Source organism: Lactiplantibacillus songbeiensis (assembly GCF_005405125.1).
In the GTDB taxonomy this organism is placed as follows: Bacteria; Bacillota; Bacilli; order Lactobacillales; family Lactobacillaceae; genus Lactiplantibacillus; species Lactiplantibacillus songbeiensis.
The window spans coordinates 40203-60694 of record NZ_BJDL01000017.1; the positions used below are offsets into that span (position 1 = coordinate 40203).

At 43.6% G+C, this 20492-nt stretch carries 21 protein-coding genes; 10 read left to right on the forward strand and 11 right to left on the reverse strand.

Features of this window, described 5'->3' with window-relative positions:
- Positions 1-189 precede the first annotated feature (189 nt).
- On the reverse strand, positions 190-909 hold the full coding sequence (locus tag FFM77_RS06760) for a GntR family transcriptional regulator (protein ID WP_137635006.1): 720 nt from the start codon (positions 907-909) through the stop codon (positions 190-192).
- A gap of 551 nt (positions 910-1460) precedes the next feature.
- Between FFM77_RS06760 and ybaK the strand changes: the two genes are divergently transcribed.
- The 3 genes from ybaK (at position 1461) to FFM77_RS06775 (ending at position 3177) form a co-directional block, all read left to right on the forward strand.
- On the forward strand, positions 1461-1964 hold the full coding sequence (gene ybaK, locus FFM77_RS06765; RefSeq protein WP_137635007.1) for a Cys-tRNA(Pro) deacylase: 504 nt from the start codon (positions 1461-1463) through the stop codon (positions 1962-1964).
- A gap of 4 nt (positions 1965-1968) precedes the next feature.
- The gene (locus tag FFM77_RS06770; protein ID WP_137635008.1) at positions 1969-2748 is read left to right on the forward strand and encodes a hypothetical protein; all 780 of its coding nucleotides are present in this window, start codon (positions 1969-1971) and stop codon (positions 2746-2748) included.
- Positions 2749-2850: 102 nt separating this feature from the next.
- Complete coding sequence (locus tag FFM77_RS06775; RefSeq protein ID WP_137635009.1) at positions 2851-3177, forward strand: transposase; 327 nt, start codon at positions 2851-2853, stop codon at positions 3175-3177.
- A 61-nt stretch (positions 3178-3238) separates the two neighbouring features.
- Here the strand turns inward: FFM77_RS06775 and FFM77_RS06780 are convergent, their stop codons facing one another.
- From FFM77_RS06780 to FFM77_RS06795, 4 genes are all read right to left on the reverse strand, one after another.
- Positions 3239-4279: an Rrf2 family transcriptional regulator gene (locus FFM77_RS06780; RefSeq protein WP_137635010.1), complete on the reverse strand. Its 1041-nt coding sequence runs from the start codon at positions 4277-4279 to the stop codon at positions 3239-3241.
- 583 nt (positions 4280-4862) lie between these two features.
- A complete protein-coding gene (locus tag FFM77_RS06785; RefSeq protein WP_137635011.1) occupies positions 4863-5516 on the reverse strand; it encodes an HD domain-containing protein in 654 nt (217 codons plus the stop codon).
- A 9-nt stretch (positions 5517-5525) separates the two neighbouring features.
- On the reverse strand, positions 5526-6275 hold the full coding sequence (locus tag FFM77_RS06790) for a LytR/AlgR family response regulator transcription factor (protein ID WP_137635012.1): 750 nt from the start codon (positions 6273-6275) through the stop codon (positions 5526-5528).
- A gap of 194 nt (positions 6276-6469) precedes the next feature.
- The gene (locus FFM77_RS06795; protein ID WP_137635013.1) at positions 6470-6994 is read right to left on the reverse strand and encodes a DUF1836 domain-containing protein; all 525 of its coding nucleotides are present in this window, start codon (positions 6992-6994) and stop codon (positions 6470-6472) included.
- Positions 6995-7165: 171 nt separating this feature from the next.
- Here FFM77_RS06795 and FFM77_RS06800 point away from each other — a divergent pair, with 171 nt between their 5' ends.
- Positions 7166-7528, forward strand: a complete 363-nt coding sequence (locus FFM77_RS06800) for a hypothetical protein (RefSeq protein WP_137635014.1) — start codon at positions 7166-7168, stop codon at positions 7526-7528.
- Between the two features lie 87 nt (positions 7529-7615).
- On the opposite strand, the gene FFM77_RS06805 is transcribed toward FFM77_RS06800, so the two are convergent.
- On the reverse strand, positions 7616-8035 hold the full coding sequence (locus tag FFM77_RS06805) for an Hsp20/alpha crystallin family protein (protein ID WP_137635015.1): 420 nt from the start codon (positions 8033-8035) through the stop codon (positions 7616-7618).
- Positions 8036-8062: 27 nt separating this feature from the next.
- Entirely contained in the window at positions 8063-8404 is a 342-nt protein-coding gene (locus tag FFM77_RS06810; RefSeq protein ID WP_137635016.1) for a hypothetical protein, read from the reverse strand.
- 727 nt (positions 8405-9131) lie between these two features.
- On the opposite strand from FFM77_RS06810, the gene FFM77_RS06815 reads away from it, so the two are divergent.
- On the forward strand, positions 9132-10499 hold the full coding sequence (locus FFM77_RS06815; RefSeq protein ID WP_137635017.1) for a hemolysin family protein: 1368 nt from the start codon (positions 9132-9134) through the stop codon (positions 10497-10499).
- 384 nt (positions 10500-10883) lie between these two features.
- Positions 10884-11357 carry a class Ib ribonucleoside-diphosphate reductase assembly flavoprotein NrdI gene (gene nrdI, locus FFM77_RS06820; RefSeq protein ID WP_137635018.1) on the forward strand — a complete coding sequence of 158 codons (474 nt, stop codon included), beginning with the start codon at positions 10884-10886 and terminating at the stop codon, positions 11355-11357.
- 500 nt (positions 11358-11857) lie between these two features.
- On the opposite strand, the gene FFM77_RS06825 is transcribed toward nrdI, so the two are convergent.
- The 3 genes from FFM77_RS06825 to FFM77_RS06835 all read right to left on the reverse strand — a co-directional run bounded on the left by FFM77_RS06825 (position 11858) and on the right by FFM77_RS06835 (position 14413).
- Positions 11858-13024: an MDR family MFS transporter gene (locus tag FFM77_RS06825; protein WP_137635019.1), complete on the reverse strand. Its 1167-nt coding sequence runs from the start codon at positions 13022-13024 to the stop codon at positions 11858-11860.
- Positions 13025-13082: 58 nt separating this feature from the next.
- Positions 13083-13385 (reverse strand): LlsX family protein, encoded by a 303-nt coding sequence (locus tag FFM77_RS06830; RefSeq protein ID WP_137635020.1) that lies wholly within the window; start codon positions 13383-13385, stop codon positions 13083-13085.
- 185 nt (positions 13386-13570) lie between these two features.
- Positions 13571-14413, reverse strand: a complete 843-nt coding sequence (locus tag FFM77_RS06835; RefSeq protein WP_137635021.1) for an Ig-like domain-containing protein — start codon at positions 14411-14413, stop codon at positions 13571-13573.
- A gap of 215 nt (positions 14414-14628) precedes the next feature.
- On the opposite strand from FFM77_RS06835, the gene FFM77_RS06840 reads away from it, so the two are divergent.
- Together FFM77_RS06840 and zwf are read left to right on the forward strand one after the other, a co-directional pair.
- Positions 14629-14982, forward strand: a complete 354-nt coding sequence (locus tag FFM77_RS06840) for an SdpI family protein (RefSeq protein WP_137635022.1) — start codon at positions 14629-14631, stop codon at positions 14980-14982.
- 249 nt (positions 14983-15231) lie between these two features.
- Positions 15232-16713 (forward strand): glucose-6-phosphate dehydrogenase, encoded by a 1482-nt coding sequence (zwf, locus tag FFM77_RS06845; protein ID WP_137635023.1) that lies wholly within the window; start codon positions 15232-15234, stop codon positions 16711-16713.
- A 119-nt stretch (positions 16714-16832) separates the two neighbouring features.
- On the opposite strand, the gene pdxR is transcribed toward zwf, so the two are convergent.
- The gene (gene pdxR / locus FFM77_RS06850; protein ID WP_137635024.1) at positions 16833-18200 is read right to left on the reverse strand and encodes a MocR-like pyridoxine biosynthesis transcription factor PdxR; all 1368 of its coding nucleotides are present in this window, start codon (positions 18198-18200) and stop codon (positions 16833-16835) included.
- 100 nt (positions 18201-18300) lie between these two features.
- Here pdxR and FFM77_RS06855 point away from each other — a divergent pair, with 100 nt between their 5' ends.
- The gene (locus FFM77_RS06855) at positions 18301-19464 is read left to right on the forward strand and encodes an aminotransferase class I/II-fold pyridoxal phosphate-dependent enzyme (protein ID WP_137635025.1); all 1164 of its coding nucleotides are present in this window, start codon (positions 18301-18303) and stop codon (positions 19462-19464) included.
- Positions 19465-19481: 17 nt separating this feature from the next.
- A complete protein-coding gene (gene dapA / locus FFM77_RS06860; protein WP_137635026.1) occupies positions 19482-20351 on the forward strand; it encodes a 4-hydroxy-tetrahydrodipicolinate synthase in 870 nt (289 codons plus the stop codon).
- The last annotated feature ends 141 nt before the right edge of the window (positions 20352-20492 follow it).

Genomic DNA, 20492 nt, shown 5'->3' on the forward strand with positions numbered 1-20492 from the left:
CAAATTGAAAGGACAATAAAACCGGCGATATTCGTACAATTACGCCGGTTAGGAGATACTGATTTTATTTTTTATGAATTGGCAATTTTTGGCAACTTAAGTAAGCTAGTTCAAATTGACGACTAAAGCATTGTCGTCTCGATTTAAAGGCGCCTTAACCCTATCAAACGCCGCTATTTCCAGCTCAACTCAGACTTTGACAAAGGTGGTATATTTCATATACCGATAATGCAGGCGCATGTTTGAGACTTCAAAGGGCGTCCCATCATCTAAGAAGAAGATCCCACTCATCACGCCAACGGGTTCAGTTGGCTTGAGCGCTAATAACTTTTGATCATTTTCATTCGACGCATCAACTGAAATCGATAAGAATGACTTAGTAACCGCAGCATGTTTCGTGGCTTGAACATAGTTAAAGATCGACCCACTAATGACTTCCCGATTCAATTCTGGCACTAACTTAATCGGAATATAGCCCGTCTCAATCATGAACGGTTGGTTATCGAGCAAGCGTAAACGCTTTATCTCATAAACAAACTCATCTGGCCCTAAAAATAGGTCCTGTTGCAACTCTTGACTTGCAGGAATGACCTGAAAGTCTAATAATTGAATACTAGGGTGTGCGCCTTCAGTATTCAGACTGTCGGTAATCCCCAAATTCGTCCCTTCATATTGAAAAGACGATTGGTTTTTAAGATATAATGGATTGATAAACGTTCCGGACCCGCGCTTCTTGAAGATCAAGCCTTGGTTTGCCAACACATTCAATGCACGCTTGATCGAACTGCGGCTCACTTGATATTGGTCACTGAGGCTCCGTTCATCTGGTAGCTTTTTATCAACGAATTCATTGGCCATAATCCGTTTTTTTAAATCGGTCATCACTTGTTGATAAACTAAATCGGCCATCCCGGTCCCTCCTTTATTTAATATAACTGGTTTACTGGGTATTAGAACTAATGCAACATCGTGCTTGTTTTCCGCTACGGTTGGTCTGGATTGATGCTGGAACGTGGTGGCCGCGTTTGTGAGCCAAAATGCGGTCTCACAAGCCGGGCTTTTACTAGGCTGGGGAAAAACCACCCAGCCTAGTAAAATGTCACCACTGAGCATCATCCAGCCCGCCCTACGCTAAACTTGTCGAGCCCCTTAGCTGGGTGAATTATCCCAGGTTAGGGTCTGGGCCGACTTTTAAGACGTGACTTTCGGCTTAAAAGCGCCCTGCAGACCGTCCTATGGCTGCAGGGTTGCCCCACCGCGAACCGGCTGGTCAACGGAGACGGTCATGCTCAGCATATCCATCAGCTGTAATTACTGATGGCTTGATGCATCTAATAGCTAGTAACCCGTTAGGACTAATTATACCTGTAGTATAGCAGAGTTTGGACCATGATGGCAGAATACCCCGGTCCATTTAAACAATTGGAACGCACTTTTATGATTGTGAGGAAGAGATTAGCATGTCAAAGAAGAAGAAAAAAGATCAATTAGGTAAAACTTTAGTTGAAAAGATTTTAGATAAAGCCAATGTCAGCTATCAACAATTCGAATTTCCGACCGAAACGGAAGGCGATGTTGAACAGTTGCAAGTTGACCATTTAGGCGTTGATGAACATCATATCTACAAGACTTTGGCGCTAATTGGTAATAAGACCGGGCCACTAGTTGGCGTCTTGCCTATAGATGAACATCTAAGCTACAAAAAATTAGCTAAATTATCTGGCAATAAAAAAGTCGGCATGATTCCGCTAAAAGACTTGGAACGTACAACCGGCTACCAACATGGGGCCAACACCCCCGTGGGGATTTGGGAAACTAAGAAATTTCCAATTTTTATCAATGATAGTGCTAAAAAGCAAGGTAAAATGCTCGTATCATCCGGCAAAATTGGTCGGTCAATTGAAATTGACGCTGAAGACCTACGCAAACTTGTGCATGGGACTTTTGGCGATTTAACGGAGTGATGCTTTGAAACAGCTCGTCATTAATTACGCGTTAGTCCTAGGCAACTTGCTAGGACTTCCCGCAGTGTTTGCCTGGTTACTCACCGTAGTCAACCGGCAGACTAAACGCAATCTCGTCACTAAATTCGGGATCAATAGTCAAGTTTACCTTGGCTGTTTAGGCATTATCATCCATGAAACGAGTCATTTAATCATGGCCCTCATTTTTCGTCATGGGATTCAGTCCGTCCGCTTACTGAAGTTACCTCATGTGAATCGACGCCACGGCGGTGATGACGACTTAGCACTCGGTTATGTCAATCATACTTGGAATCAACATAGCTTCTACCAAACAATTGGCAATCTATTCATTGGGGTCGCCCCCATCTTTGGTTGTACAGCCAGTTTGCTTGGCTTGGACTATCTCTTATTTCCAGGATTGGCGCACGCCATTTTAAAATTAGCTGCTAAGCCGATGCGTTTGGCCTGGACAGCTAGCTGGTCAGTCTTAACTCAGCAAGTCGGCAATTGGTGGCAATTATTATTACTACTCCTGTTGACCGTCTTAATCGTGATTGGCGGCTTTGACCTCAGTCCGGCCGACTATCAGAACAGCGCGTTAGGCTTATCTAGTACGATTGTTGTGCTAGTTGTCTTCACTACCATTATCACCTTACTAGACGCGCACGCTACGGTTATTCTCCAAGCAGTCACCACCTTTGGGCTAACGATGGCGATTATTCTCAGCTACTCACTGGTTGTATCCCTATTAGTCATGTTGATTACCCGTTTTTTACGGGCTTAAAAAGAATCTGAGACAAAACTCCCAGATCACATCAAAAAAGGTAGTTCTGAGAAATCAAATGATTTCTCAGAACTACCTTTTTAAGCTTATTTATACACAGAGATGACGATTCCTACTATTCTTAAGGCACTGAAACAAAAAAAGAAAAGAGATCGTCAAATAAGTGTCAATTACAATTGGCTATACTTTAAGAATAAAGCTAAAGAACAACTGACCAGTAAAACCGGCCATGATTTGTATGCCCAACACAAAATTGAAATTGAACCAATTTTTGCTGATTTAAAGACTCACTTGAAGTTCAAGCGCTTTTCGGTATGTGGTCTAACAGCCACCAGCAGCGAGATGGGAATAGTTTTAATGGCTGAAAATCTATCAAAATTATCTAAAATCGTTAAGCCACCGGATCTAAGGCCAAAGAAAAGTGGATGATCTAGTATTCGATAGTGAATATTGAAAGAAGTTAGTTTATCTAAAAACTGATTGGTTGTCATTAGCGTGGATTAACAATATCCCAATGTTCAGCGATACGATTGTTTTCTACTCGGAATAAGTCATAGTAAGTTTTTTCAATACCCTCAGCATGACCATCAGAAATAGTTAAAGCAAAGTTGCCATCAGCAATAACGTGGTTGATCTTAGTATAGATAGACTCTTTGCCCGCTGCTTTTAACATCTGAACACCTTTCATGACAGTGTCTAATCCATCAGGAACACCAACATGATGCTGAATGTAATCAGTATTCATATAGTCAGTAGCATGTTCTAAATGAGGGCCGCCCATCAATGTTGCGTTAATGGTTTCCTCAACTAGTTTTCCGGTTTCGTTAGCATTAAAATTTGCGTCAACATGCGTTGGACCGTCTAATTGAGTGTGACCTGATGGAGTGGGTGTTTCTAAATAAGGCGTTTCTGTGTGTAAATGTTGCTTGATGGTATCACCCTCAAATTCAAAAGCATCAAAGGTAACAGTCTTGTTACTTCCTACAGTTGTTAAAGTATGGAGAGCTAACCAGTTATTATCATTCAAAGTGCGGATTACTTCGACTTTAGTATTGTCTTTTTCTAGTTCAGCGAGTGCTAATTTAATTTTATTCATAATAAGTCCTTTCTGGGATTCTGCTTGGTTAAGAATTTGGTCAATCATATCTGCAAGAGTTGTTTCACTAAGTTGCTGTTTGACACCATCAGTAAGATTCTGATAGTAATCACCTAAGATGCTCTGAATATTGCCGCCAATAATGCAATTTAGATTGGTATTGGTATCAACATTCAATATTTGATGACCATCAACAGCAAGATAAATGTCTAGTAGTGAGATATCATGTGGATCTTTTGATAAAGTGATTTTTGATACGCCGCGCTGTGAATTTACTAGCCCAGCACTTTTTAAATCTCCAACTAGTTGACGAATCAAAACAGGATTGGTGTTTACGCTTTGAGCGATTTGTGTACTATTTAAATTCTCGTTATTTCTAACGTACAGCAATGATAAAGTGTGGATTGCATCACTAAGTCGCGTATTTAAGCGCATAAGTCCGCCTTGCCTTCATGTATTTATTGTTATTACATGTAACACTGTACTTCTTATTAGATGTAATGTCAATAAATACATCTAATCATTTTTTAGTTTATAGGTAGAACTACTTAACAAAACATGACATTTTTCCGGATATCAGTGGTGCATCCTTTTCTATTTAGGGTGCAGAAAGCTACTTGCCACGCCCTAATAAAAAGCTTATCTTTTTTGAGAATTAACTTAATTGAACGTGTCCAAAATAATATATGCACTCTTTTATACTTGTATGTACCGTATAATATTGGTATATCAACGTATTAATGTAATGGCATGATGGTAAATGATGGAATTAATCGGACAAATCAGACACCATATGTGAGTGCTGTATCCTGACATTTCTGACGCCCTAAAAAAGCTGAATAGTAATACTATGGGGTATGGGTATCATATAGGGTAGGCCAACCAGCTTAGAATACGTTCGACGAAAGGTAGTTAATCGATGTTAAGTGGAGTTGACTGCCTTTTGACGCACATTTCGACCATGTATAATCGGAGCACAAGAAGGGCCTGAGACGATTTTTGTCCCAGGCCCTTTTAATTATTGATCATCGGCATCCCATTCAGCTTTGAATTGGGTCACAAATTGACGCATCACTTGCGTGCGTTGGTGGGCCAATTGCTTCGCCGCCGCTGTATTCATTAACCCTTCCAGCTTAAACAACTTTTCATAAAAATGATTAATCGCGGTTCCTGGTTGATTCCGGTACTGGGCTTTGGTCATATGTTCACGTGGCGCTACCTTTGGATCATAGATCGCCTCGCCGACATGTCCAGAGTAATACAGGGCCCGCGCAATACCAATCGCCCCAATCGCATCTAAGCGATCCGCATCTTGAACGATCTGTCCCGCTAACGACAACGATTGGGTCCCGTTCAGTGACTTGCTGAATGACATATGGTCAATGATTTCAAAAATGGCTTGTTGGGCTGCTGCACTAACTTGCAAAGCCGTTAATTTGGTTGTCAGTGCGTGATGGGCTTGCTCTGGATCAGCCATTAACTTGTCATCAATCACATCATGTAGCCAAGCTGCTGCCAAAGTTAAGTTCAAATCCGCCTGTTCAGCCATTGCCAATCGGCGCGCTAACTTAACAACCCGGTGAAGATGGTCCGTCCCATGCCCGCTCTTATCTTGGGCTAATCGATCAGTCGCATACGTTGCAATCGCCGCTAATTGAGCATCCGTTATCATTTAATCATCCTATTCCTGAGCTTGATAATATGTGCGCAACTTCTTAATGGTACCACGGCTAAAGGACAAGCGGTCGCCGTTAGCCATGCTAACGAGCCCCTTGTTAAAGTTGACCGTGACAATCTTATCTAAGTTAATCGCATAACTCTGGAACTCGTTAAAGAAGTGAGTCGTCGGCAGTTGCGCCTTGATCGTACTTAAATTCTTATGCACAATATACGCTTGATTATCAGTGACAATCCGCGTGGTCCGCAACCCATGGACTTTCTCACAATACACGATATCCCGAAGCTTTAGCTTTAATAATAACGCGCCGCTCTTTAAAGTTAAAGTCGGTTCTGGTGCTTGCTTCAAGGTCACTAAACGCTGCTTAATGACTTGGAGTACCCGCGTCACCCGTGGCACAAACTTGGCTTCATCAAACATATCGGCTTTCGAAATAAACCCAGTTGGCGTGGTCATGGCACTCAACGTTTCCGGTAACATATCATCACGCACACTAACATAGATGATAAAACCATCTGGATCATAATTCCGAATGGCTGAAGCTAATTCAATCCCATTGGTTGCTTGTTTTAAAACAATATCTAAAAAATAAATATTCGGTCCGTTACTAGCCCGCACCATCCGTAACACATCGGCTGGTTGCCAAACCGGCGCCAATTCATAATCGAATTGCAATTGGTTTAACTGGGCAGTAATGATTTCGGTCAACCAGAGACGTTGTTGGTCATTATCGTCACTGATGAAAACCTGCATATCAATCACTCTTTCTCTTAGTAAAACAACTGTCCTAAAAGACAGCCATTCAACTTGCCTATTTTCTCATTCAATTGTTTACAATTTAGTATGACACCCCATCAATCATACTAGAAGAAATGGCTTCCAGCAACCAAAAAAAGGGCCGTTAACCCAATTAATTTGCGGTTTCACGGTCCTTCGACATAGATTGTTCATTTTTCAATCTGTTTTGGTTTTATGTGTGCTTGATTCAGTCGCATTAATTCATCAGTTCGTAATTTATCAACAATTAATTGGGCAGCAGCGACCGTTAAACTTCCACTTAGATCCTGATCAGAGACCTGGACCGGTTCATCTAAATGATGCAATCGTTTGACCAGTTCCGTGATGAAATTATCATAGGCCCGTTTCGGATAGCCGGTCGCCGTGACCTGATCGATGCCTTCGCGAATCATATCAAGCGGATAGCTAGGCTTTAACAAACTAATCACAATAATATCTGCCAATTGCATAATCTGATATTTCTTTTTGACTGGTGACAAGATCACTTTGTGTTTGACATAATTATTAATCATCGCAGCCGTCACTGGATCAACTCCTAGTGGCTGCAAAGTTTCATTAATCAGTAATAAGACTTGATCCATGTATAGATCAAAGTTCGGTAATTCCGTCCATTTGGGTAAAATGACTTTACTCATGCGTTGTTTCCAATCCGCATAGGTTATAATAGTTGCCATGCAAATTCCTCCTCGATCTTTTATCATCATTATATACAGATTAACTAGTCATGTAAACTAGCTCAGCTTATAAATGGCATTAAATTTACCCTTTGTGGTATCATTTAAATCGTTATGCAACGTTTAGGTTCAATCTAACGATAAATTCAATAGAAACGGTGGTTAGATAAGATGTATGAAATGACAAAGAAACACCGGACTGGTGAAGATGTTAAAGAACGTCTCCCCCAACCGGTGATTGATGGCTTATGGCACCGACTCAACGAGATGCGCAAAGAAAAGTTGCTCATTGATAAATCCATGGCGGTCATGTTCAGTGACGACTACGAAGATGCTAAGATTTTCTTTATGACCTTGCAAAAAGAAGGCGCCTTTGCCAATGAATATAACATGGCATACGATGGGCCTAAAGATTTCTTAGGTAAAGGCACGATCGTTATCTTTAAAGACCGGCCTAAGACGATCACCATGAGTATTTCTGAAGCCAATAAGGAACACGATGCGGCTGAAATCAGTACTGATGATTCTAAATAAGCCACTAAAAAAGCCACTAACCGCGATCAAAATCGTTGTTAGTGGCTTTTGGCTATTTGCATGTTTTGTTGGTTAAGATTAAACGGCTTATTGCACGTCAATCTTTCCCGCGTCATCCGTGACCTTTTTAGGTAGTGTGACCGTTAATAACCCGTCATGATAGTGCGCTTGAATCTGCTGACTGACGACATTCTTAAAGTAAAAACGTCGCGTCAGTGTATTAGTCTGACGTTCACGCCGTAAAACTCGACCGTCATCATCACGTTGACTGGCACCGTTGCCTTGGTCCGCGCTAAGCGTGAGCCAATCATCGGTATACTTAACCGTAATCGCATCCTTATCAAAACCGGGTAATTCAGCGGTTACCGTATAATCATCATCGTGTTCGACCACATCCGTCTTCATGACAAGATGAGCCGTTAAAACGGCTTGAGCTTCATGGTGCGCTCGTTTGAGTAATGCTACTGGTCCTAAGTCATCCAAGTGACTAAATAAATGCTGACGCATGGTCAGACCCCCTGTTAACGGATTGGTTTAGTACGCATTTTGCTTAATTGCTGCGGCTAAAAGATCTAAAGCATGTTCCCGGGTACCGACTTGATCCATATCAAAGATAATGGAGTCAATGTCGCCACCTTTAAAGTCAAATTGTTCAAAGTAAACGTATGGATCTTCGCCTTCAGACTTGATGAAGCCGTCTTCAATCTTCTTATCGAAGCCTTCAGCCCAGTCTACATCATCCATCTTGTTGAAGTCGGCACGAGTAACATACCCCCGACTCCGAATCAAATCCATCGCTTTCTTAACATCACTATCGTCATAGACCAATTTCTTCGAATCCTCATGAATCTTGGTTTTCGTTTCTACTGGCATCACAAAAGATCTCCTTTGACTTAATATACCTTTAGTTTAGCACCAATCTATGAAAACGTTAACCATTCTTTCTTAGATTGCAAATTAACGTGACTATCCTTATAATTGTAGCTACTTCGGTCGGTAGTTATTTTGCCACTCTGGTTGGGTCAGAATCGGCTGGAACGTGGTGGCCGCGTTTGTGAGCCTCAAAAGCGGTCTCACAAGCCGGGCTTTATCTAAGTCGGCAACCCACCGACTAAGATAAACGACACCACTGAGCCAATTCTGACCCGCCCTCCGTTGACTAGCTAATTGATTATAGTTGTTGTTCAGTGACCTAACTCTACTGACGTAACTGCTTTTACATCAGTCTATTAAGTGTCGTATTATTACTGTCACGATCGTTTATCAATCATCCAGTTAAATTTCGACTGACAAATCATGTGCTAATAATTAGCGCAGGGCGGACTGGATGACGCTCAGTGGTGAAATTTTACTTGGTCGAGTGATTTTTGCTCGGCCTAGTAAAAGCCCGGCTTGAAAGACCGCACTTAGGCTTTCAAACGTGGCCACCACGTTCCAGCGTCAATCCAGGCCAACCGGAGCGGCGTCTTTATCCAATCTCGGCCAACAATAACGAATAATCAGTACACCAAACTAAATCAGCGAATTTGAAACCTGACTGGCAACGATGGTCAACTTCGCGTTATAATTTAGGTATCAAATAAATGAAATGAGGAATGTTTCTTTGGACAGTGGCCAGATAATTTTAAATTTAGTCATTATTGTCATTACGTTCTGCGTCGCCGCTTTCTTTGTGGCCTGTGAATTTGCTTTAGTTCAGACCCGACCAAGCGCCCTCGAAGAAGAACAAAAAAAGCGAGATAAGCCTTCCAAACGGATCGCGACCTCCTTGCACATGGTGCAAAACTTAAACGAGTACTTATCAACAACTCAAGTTGGGGTCTCACTGGCTGGGATTATCTTAGGTTGGATTGGGGAACAAACAACTGAACATTTCGTGTTGCAGTTGTTAGATCTGTTCCACCTTTCTATCAGTACCTCGATTCTCCGAGGAATTAGTATTATCCTCGGGGTCTTCTTACTGACCTACTTAGAAGTCGTCTTGACCGAAATCGTCCCGAAGAATATCGCGATTGATATGCCATTGAAAGTTATGGCGGTCATCACGACCCCATTACGGTGGTTCCACGTCATCTTCTACCCATTCGTCTGGTTATTGAATACATCATCAACCGGTGTGGTCAAGATGTTAGGGATTCCCGTGGCTAATGAAGATAACGATGTTTATTCGCAAGCTGAAATCTTAAACTTGTCACGTAATGCCGTTTCCGGTGGTCAATTAGACCGTGACGATTATCTGTATATGGAACGGGCTTTTGAATTTAACGATAAAATTGCTAAAGATATCATGATTGATCGAACCCAATTGGTCGTCATTGATATTAACGATACCGTTAAACAAGCCATTCGCGTTTACTTACAGAAGCGTTTCAGTCGACTACCAGTCGTGGCGAACAACGATAAGGATAAGATTCTCGGTTACGTCTACAACTACGACTTGATTCGTCAAGGTGAAGTTGATGATGAGATCCGGGTCAACAAAGTGTTGCGCAATATCATTACCATTCCCGAAACCACCCCGATTCAAGCCATCTTACAAAAGATGATTGAAAAGCAAACGCCGATCGTGGTCGTCGTTGACGAATACGGTGGGACGAGTGGGATTGTCACGGATAAAGATATTTACGAGGAACTCTTCGGAACGGTCAACGATGAAATCGACAATGTGTCGACCGAATACGTTGAAAAGCAAGACAATGGCACCTATCGCATGAGCGGTAAAATGACTCTATATGATTTTGAACGGTTCTTTAAAACCGACTTGCAGGAATTTGAGGATTCCGATGTGGTCACTTTAACCGGCTACATTTTGGATAACTTTCCGAAAATTCAAGCGGGCGATACGATTCAGATTGCCGACTTCACTTTCAAGGCGCTCGATTTTGAGAATGCCTACATCAATTGGTTTGAAGTTAGTCGTCAATCTCCCGCACCAGCAGTAACTGCCAAAACGGATGATGATCAAGATTAATCATCACGTTAAGCGTCGAACTAACCTGGAAAATTCAGGTTAGCTTGGCGCTTTTTTTAGCGCCAAACGTATAATCTTAAATTATCTCAATTAAAAGTATATGCTTATTCTAAAATATCAAGCTGTACTCAAAACCATCGTTGTTTATGACCCATTAATTGGACCGGTATAAAATTAGTTATCAAGTGGCCATTGACTGTTACCGGTCACATTTTACAGTGGTCCTAGTAGTCAGTATCATAACTGTTGCCATTATCAGGTCAATAACTGTTCATAGTCGAAAAAATTATGAAACCCCTTTAAACTTTTACCTGAAGTTGATTGCAAAATAACCGCGTACAGCGTAAACTAAACGTATGTTAATACAGAAATGAGGAACCGGCCGTGAGTGAAAATGTCATTAATATTATTTATATTTCGATTGAAGGCAATACCCGTTCGTTTGTCACTGGGATGCAAGATTATGCCAAGACCCAACATGCAGCTGACGACAATAACCCTTTGATTACCTTAAAAGAAATTACGGATCAAACTGAGTTTGCGATTGAATCCAAACCGTATTTTGCCTTTGTCCCAACCTATCTAGACGGTGGTAACGGAATCGATACTGGGGTCAAAGAACTCATGACAAATACCTTAGGTGAATACTTAAACTACGACTTAAATCCAAGTCTTTGCCTTGGCGTCGTTGGTAGCGGAAACAAGAACTTTAATGAACAATATTGCTTGACTGCTCGGCGTTACGCGGAACAACTGGATACTGATTTAATCGGTGACTACGAATTACGTGGGACTTCCGTGGATACAGAACGTATCTATAACGTGATGAAAGAACGGTTACATGCCTTTAGTAAGTAAAGAAAACGGATCTGCCCAACCAGTGGGTGATCCGTTTTTTCGTTATAGGTTCACTCAATAACCACGCTTGATGCTAGTTGAAATTGCCGCCTGCCGGTTGGTTCCTAAAATGCTGGAACGCCACACGGCTGAGCATTCTAGGAACCAACGACTCGGCTAAATGAGTGGACTAAGAATAATCAATCGTTAATTTTTTAATCCCCGTAGTTAACGGCGGGCGGGCCAGAATTGGCTCAGTGGTGTCGTTTATCTTGGTCGGCGATTTTCCGACTTAGATAAAGCCCGGCTTTCGAGACCGTTCTGTGGCTCGAAAACGCGGCCACCACGTTCCAGCCGATTCTGGCCCAACCAGAGTGGCAATTTAAACCAACTAGCACCAAGCGTAATAACCAGATAGTTATAAAATGAACGCTATTTTTCAACGCTCATCTTAATCATCAGGCCCCAAACAAAAAGATCTCACAAGTAACGAGCATCACCTGTAAAGACCTTGAATTCATTTACCCATTTAACAACTGTTCCCGCGCGGCCCGCCATAAAACAATACCCAATGTAACCAACATTAAGACGGTTACGGTCATAAATAAAATTGCATATGAGAACTGGGCCACCATCATCCCACCGAATAATGGTCCGACCGCTCGACCTAGTGAGAGCGCCATATTGAAACGTCCTTGATACTTACCGCGCTGATCCACTGCGGCCATATCATCGACCCACGCTGGCACAATTGGCAAGCCAATCACCTCACCAAGTGTTAACACAACCATAATCACAATGAAATCTACATATTGCCGGGCAAAAACCAGGCCTAGAAATGATAAGGCAAATAAGGTAATCCCAAAACCAATCTGCGTGCCAATCTTAAAACGTTCGTTAAATAACGTTACGATTGGCTGACTCAAAATGATTAACAAGCCGTTAATCGTCCAGACTTCACTGTACCGCCGAAATGGAATGCCCAGATTAGTCATATGCACGGACAATAAACTTTCCCACAGGGCATAACTCAAATAAATTGAAAAAATCATCAAACAAATCAACCAGATCAATTGCCGTTTATTATGGGGTGTTTGATCCGTTGTTTTCGCTTTGGCCGTGGTGGTCGTCTTCGCCGCTAATTGAACATTGAACGTACTTAACACAATAATCATCAGCCCGACATAACAAGCCGTCGTCACCATAAAGACCACGTTAATCCCCAAGTCTAACAAGTAACCAACTAGCAGCGTCCCAATCACGACCCCGACATTCAACGCTAAGTACAACATGTTAAAGACATACCGATTGGATTTCGTCGTCACGGTGGCCGCATAAGCATTAACCACCGTCATACTGATGCCATCACCGAACCCGACAATAATCAAACCCAAGGCATACGGCCATAAGCTATGCCAAAAGATCAGCGTTGCTAAGGTCGCCGTCGAAATAATCACGCCTAAAATTGCCGTCCGATAAGGCTGCCAGTGATCAAATAAATGACCACCGACATAGTTTCCCAGAATCATCGCTAGCGACATACAAAATAGCACGACCCCCGAGAACGTCAAGGTCTGCTTCAAATAATTGTGCATATAGACCGTCGTTAACGGCCACATAAAAGCGGCGCCGGCGTTATTCAACAAATTTGCTAAAAACAGCCACCGCAGCCGAACTTCTTTTTGCATTGTCCTCACCTAAATTTTCCATTTTCTTCAGTATACGCGCTCACCTGGCCACCGCCTACTAAAACTTGTGTTGAATCCGCGGATGCCAGATGGTGTAACACGATTCACTGACCAAGACAATCGCCAGTGAACAAAATAAGCTTAACTCCTGAGCTGACTTCGCATTTAATTGGCCCCTAATCGAGCGACCTTGTCGGCTAATCTGATAGACTGACAAGCCTAAGACGCGTAGGTTAAAATGCGTAGCCGGTAATAAATGCGTTAAAAAATAACCGACCACTACCCCAATAAAAATAATCATCATCGCCACTGGTATCCCCGCCAATAGTTCAATACTAAGTCGTAACCACCGATGTGTCATAAGCTGTCCCCTCGCTTTACTTTCATTATCGCGAGTTTCTGGCAGCAACCAAGTCATTTTATCGATGATCAGCACTTTTTTCACCAAACGAACGCGGTCTTTCTTTAGTTAAGTTAACGCAAAAAAGACGGCCACCATCGCCTTTGCGATCGGACCGTCTTTCAACTAATGTCATCTAACTAAACTTAGAAGCTTAAAACACTAGATTTGCTGCTGGTAGCAACTTTCGTATAAGTGAAGTAGTTAGCCCCTTGACCGAGGTTTTCCTTCAAACGAACATTTTTACTGTTAACCACGTAGAATGTCTTGCTGCTCCGGAAACGTAAGTAGAAGTTTTCAGTCTTCTTACCAACCTTGGCATCAACTTTCCAAAGATGCTTGTTGCTAGAACTTGCGGTATAAGTCCCGCTTAACAAGGTCTTGGTCTTAGCACCTGACTTGTAACGTTTAACGGTGATCTTCTTACCACTCGTTAACGTCCATTTCGTGTAGTAGCCTTTGTAGCTAGATGACTTCCAAGTCCCAGCAACGCTGCTGACCGTACCATAGTTTTTCTTAGCCGTGGTCTTTTTAGCAGTCGTCTTCTTGGTCGTAGTGGTCGTCTTTTTAGTCGTCGTGGCTTTCTTAACGGCGGTTACCTTAACAATCCGGTACATGTATGAATACTTACCTTGAGTGGCGTAAACGTATAAATCAGTACCCTTTTTGTAAGTCTTAGGTAATTTAACCGTAAACTTACCAGTCTTTGATGATGCTGTTGCTGAAGCAATCTTGCTCTTTCCAGCGTTGGAATCCTTAGCACCCTTCTTAGCGTAAACCGTTACCTTGGCACCCTTAGTGGCAGTCCCGGTAACGGTTTTAGCGCTACTTGTTACACCGTCGACCGCAATGGTGGTCTTGGCGGCTTTCTTAGTTGCGGCTTGGGCAACTGTTGCTTGACTATTGGTTCCTAATGCTGCTGGGGCAAACAATGAAACGGCCGTAACCGTTGCTAATAAACCTGAGATTAACTTCTTTGAAGTTTGCATCAAAAATAACTCCCTTTCTTATTTCAGTCCATATTATAACCTCTTCGTTAAAATCAAGCTAGCTATCTGAATGAAACGCAACAAAGTTTTTAATAATTTTTCACAACTTAGGTGACTTTCTTAAACTGAATATCGACGATACCTAATAATGATTGTTATAATGTGAGTTAAGCGCAACCATTTAGCGTTAATTTGGAAAAAGGCGAGGCATGTTCATGATGCTTAATCAATACGGCCTAACCGGCTGTTTCTTAATCTTTCTACTTGTATGGGGCTATCAGTGGCGGCACATGCCAAAATTTCGATCCTTATGGGGTTATACCTCACGGCGAGCTGGTCAAAATAAAACGACTTGGCAGTTTGCTCAAAATTTCTACGCCATGCTCGGTGTTGAAATCTTCGGCCTGCTGACCATCGCCTCACTGGTCGGCCTTTTATTGCAGATTGCTTGGCTACAAAGTTCAACGTTACAAGTACTTGGCTTAGCATTAGGTCTGATTATGCAAAACGTGGCGACCGAACGCGAATTACGGCATCAATTTCCTAGTAAGCCTACACCTAAAGTCTAGGACCCTAACCTAAGAACTTAATAATTGACCCGGGTAGTTTATCGCTTAGTATTAGTAATGGTGGCTTTTCGGGTTAGTCAACATCCGGCTTATGCGTAGGCCCTTTGGCTCATAAACGTAGCCACCATGTTCCAGCCGATTCTGGACCAACCAGCGTGATAAAGACTGGCAACATCCAAACTAATGACAGCTGACTATCAGTACCAACTAAAACTAATTTTTATAATTCTAAGTAAAGAAGTGAATTTGATGAGTAAAGAAAAGATTGCCTTGTTCACCATTTTTGGTGGGACCGGCGACTTGGCCCAACGGAAGCTCTACCCCTCATTATTTAAACTATATCAAAAAGGTTATTTACAAGACCATTTTGCGGTGATTGGGACAGCACGGCGGCCTTGGACCGATGATCATTATCATCAAGTTGTCGCCGACGCCCTCGCATCATTACACGCTGACGCTGATCAAGTGACTGCTTTTGCCAGCCATTTTTACTACCAGTCACATGACGTGACGGATGTGCAACATTACATCACCTTAAAGCGACTCTCTGAAAAGCTGGATGCGCAATACGGCTTACAAGGCAACCGGATTTTCTACTTGGCAATGGCACCGAACTTTTTCGGGACGATTGCACGGCATCTCAAATCTGAACACATTTTAACTAAAAACGGCTTTAACCGCGTCATCATCGAAAAGCCATTCGGCCATGATTTTGAAAGCGCCAAGACGTTAAATGATGAATTAGCTGAAACGTTCGACGAAAACCAAATTTATCGCATTGACCATTATCTCGGTAAAGAAATGATTCAAAACATCGCGGCCATTCGTTTCGGCAACAATATCTGGGAATCTTTGTGGAATAATCGTTACATCTCTAACGTGCAGATTACGTTAAGTGAAAAGTTGGGCGTTGAAGAACGTGCCGTTTACTATGACAACAGTGGTGCATTGCGTGACATGGTCCAAAACCACATCATGCAGATTCTAAGTCTGCTCACAATGGATCAACCGGTGGAATTTACCGAAGATGACATCAATATCGAAAAAGTTAAGGCATTACGCAGCTTGCGGCCTTATCAGCCCGATGAAGTTGCCAGGAACTTTGTCCGCGGACAATACGCCCCAACTGAAACGGTCAAGGGCTATCGGCAAGAGGACAAGATCTCGCCAGAATCCAATACAGATACGTTTGTTGCCGGTAAAGTAATGATAGATAACTATCGTTGGTCAGGCGTACCGTTCTACATTCGGACTGGTAAACGCTTAGCTGACAAATTCACACGGATCGATATTGTCTTTAAACGTCCAGTGATCAACATCTTCAATCATGACTTGGCTGATGATAAGACTGCTGATAACGGCTTAGCACCGAATATCTTAACCATCAACGTGGAACCCACGGAAGGCTTTGAATTACGGATGAATGCTAAGAATGTCGGCCAAGGCTTTGCAACGACACCAGTACAATTGAACTTTGACCACGATGCGACCGCTGCGGCTAACAGTCCTGAAGCATATGAACGGCTTCTACACGACATCTTAAACGGCGATGCCACCAACTTCACCCATTGGCAAGAAGTGGCTTACTCGTGGAAGTTTATTGATGTCATCCAACGCTATTGGGACGAGCATCAACCAAGCTTCCCGAACTACAAGCCTGGCACCATGGGGCCACAAGCGGCAGCCGATTTATTGGCAAAAGATGGTCATCGTTGGGTCTATCAAGGCTAGACGACCATTCATTAAAAGAAAACATGGGCCTAAAGTAGCCACCAACCTGCCAGGCCCAACCATACTAAAACGAAAGACATCAAACTGATCGGTACTAACCAGTCAGCTTGATGTCTTTTTCATTGTCCTAAACGTTCACAAATCGCAATCAACCGTGGCAACGCCACCTCTAAGTCCGCTAGACTTACGGCTGTAAAGCCTAACAAATAATAGTCATGGCTCGGCATCGCCTGCCAATTGGACTCTAACGGATAAATCCGAATATCAGCCTTGATTAACGCCGCCAATAAAGCAGGTTGCGAAATTTCAGGAATCCGAATGACCATCTGTAGACCAGCGCCCGTCGCAATTGGCTGAATTCGATCGGTTGTTGCCAACAATTGTGTCAATCGCTGATATTTGCGCCGATTTAAGCCCCGGCTGCGGCTAATATGTCGATAGTAGGCACCACTGTCAAAATAGTTCACCATCGCTTGCTGCAGTAGTCCCGCGACCATGGCCGAGTGATACTGATATTGACGATGATAGGCTGCCACTAAATGGGCCGGTAAGACTAAATACCCCATCCGTAACGTGGGATCGATCCCTTTAGCAAAAGTTCCTAAGTAGGCAACCTGGTCAGCTGTCGCGACCGATTGCAGGGCGGGCAATGGCTGCGTATGGTAGCGATATTCGCTATCGTAATCATCTTCAATAACTAAGCGTGATCCGGTAGCGGCCCACTGCAACAACTCTAATCGCTGGGCAATCGGCAACACATAGCCCAACGGAAACTGATGCGCCGGCGTCGTGTAAACATACTGCGGCTGGGCCGCCTTGATCGCCGCTAACGAAACCCCTTGCGTCGTCACTGGCAGTGCCACCGTCGCCTTACCAGCCGCGGCTGCTAATTCCGTCAGGCCACGATACCCGGGATTTTCAATGCCTAAAGTCCCTGCAGGTAAGATGCTTAACAGTAATGCCAGTCCTTCTTTCGCTCCAGTCGTAATCACAATCTGATCCGGTTGACACTGTACGCCGCGAGTTGTGCGTAAAAAAGTCGTTAACCGTTGGCGTAACGCTGGCAACCCTTGCGCATTCGGATAACTCACCGGGTTCACCTCAGCTTGGCGTAACGCGTCACGAACAGCTTTTTTCCAAGCATTCCAACTGGGCTTCAATAATTTAGTCGCTCCATATCGAAAATCATAAGTCACTGGCTTAGGCGGCGTTGAGACTGGCATCGGTGCTGACTTGGAAACCGGGGTTGGCCAGGTTTTTAGCGTATTAAAAAAATAACCACTCCCCGGGACAGTGTGAACATAGCCTTCTGCCAATAACTGGTCATAAGCTTGCTCAACCGTCGTTTTTGACACATTCATGGTTTGCGCCATGCGCCGAATCGACAACAATTGTTGCTGGTTACCCGACTTGGGCAAATAACTGGCTTTTAATAACTGATAAAGTTGCAAATATAATGGCGTCTTTGAATCCCGGTCTAATGGCATCACACAACTGTCCTTTCATTTTTGATAAAATTGTCACTTTCAAGCCAGACAATTGTTCTTTATTATAACCAATAACTAGAACGAGAGGAAGTTGTTAGCTATGGCTGATACAAATCATATTATTAAAAACATTCAAGTCTCCGGCATTCGCCGTTTTGACGAGGCTATCAGTGATATCCCCGACATCATCAAATTAACGGTCGGCGAACCGGATCTTCCCACACCGGCTCACGTCAAAAAAGCTGGTATTCAAGCCATCCGCGACGACTTCAGCCACTATTCACCCTTAATGGGGTTTCAAAAACTACAAGCCGCAGCCAGTCGCTATTTTAATCAAAAATATCAATTAAATTACGCGCCTAGTGAAATCATTGCCACGGTTGGCGCCACCGAAGCCGTGGCAACGGCCTTAATCACGTTACTCAATCCTGGTGATGCGGTTCTATTACCAACACCTTGCTATACCAGCTACGAACCAGTAATTGCCATGGCCCATGCCAACGTGATTCCCATTGATACGACAACAACCGGTTATAAGTTAACCCCGGCAGGATTGGCGACCGCGATTCAGACGAATCATGACCAGCATTTAAAAGCAATTTTACTCAACTACCCGACTAACCCGACTGGTGTGACTTACACGAAAGCTGAATTAGCAGCCTTAGTCACCGTCATCAAGCAAGCTGGTTTAATCGTTATCAGTGATGAGATTTATAGTGAGATCACCTATGAACAACCACATACTGCGCTAGCAACCTTGTATCCTGAACACACCGTCACGATTAACGGACTATCAAAATCTCATGCTATGACGGGCTGGCGTTTAGGCTTTATTATGGCACCATTGGCATTGATTACTGAGATGAAGAAGACCCATCAGTACCTCGTCACATCGACAAGTTCCATCAGCCAAGTGGCCGGGATTGAAGCCCTGACCCATGGCCTCGATGATGGTCAAAAGATGCGGGCCATCTACCAAGCCCGACGCGATTACTTAGTCACCCGGCTCAGTGAAATTGGCATTAACTATATTTATCCAACCGGCGCTTTTTACTTATTCGCACAAGTCCCTGCTGCATTTAAAGGCACTAGTTGGGCCTTTGCCACGACACTAGCCCAACAAGCCCACGTGGCCGTAATTCCCGGATCAGCTTTTGGTGATGCCGGCGAAGGCTGGTTCCGGATTAGTTATGCCGCCAGTCAAGACGCTTTACGTGACAGCATGAACCGCTTAGCAACTTGGCTGACACAACTACAAGTTTAATTTATGGAGGATTTAAAATGAATTTCGATCAAGCCCACTTAATCACCGCCATGGTCACCCCATTTGATGATGACCAACAACTCGACCTAACCCGGTTAGCCGGTTTAATTGAACATTTGCTGGCCCACCAGACACAGGGAATTTTAGTTGGCGGCACGACTGGTGAAGGCCCCACCTTGAGTACCAATGAAAAGCTAACGTTATTTCAGGCAACTGCTAAGATTGTGGCTGGACGAGTGCCAATAATTGCCAATACCGGTTCGAACAACACCGCCGCAACCATTGCCTTTACGCGCCAAGTCAGTCAGATTGTCGGGATTGACGCTGCTTTAGTGGTTGTACCGCCTTACAACAAGCCTGATCAAGCTGGGATGTTAGCCCACTTTACCGCGATTGCTAATCAAGGTGGGTTACCTATCATGATTTATAATATTCCTGGTCGCGTCGTCGTCAAGATGGCCGTTGAGACGGTCGTTAAGCTCGCCCAACATCCTAATATTATTGGGGTTAAGCAATGCACCTCATTGGAAGAATTGGCAACGATTGTTGAACAAGCGCCAGCTGACTTTTTAGTCTATACCGGTGAAGATAGTCAGACTTTGACTGCTCAGGCTTTAGGCGCTCAAGGCGTTATTTCAGTTGCCAGTCATCTCTTTGGCGATGACATGGCTACGATGCAGCAAGCCCTAGCCACTGGACAAGTACCGGTAGCGGCGAAGCTTCAGCGCCAATTATTGCCTAAAATGGCTGCCCTTTTCAGTTCGCCATCACCGTCCCCAGTAAAGGCCGCTTTAAATACACAGCACCTGCTGGTCGGCGATCCGCGGTTGCCAATCTTGCCGCTAACCAACGCACAAACCATGACTTTAACTAACCAATTAAAATAACTTGCTGGACTGAATCGCGATTGCTATAATGATGGCAAATACTAAGGAAAGCGGTGACGTCAATGTGCGGTGGTTGGGTTAACAGCGGCATGCCCTTCATGTGGATGGGCGGTTCCTTTTGGTTCTTTACGTTACTAGTCA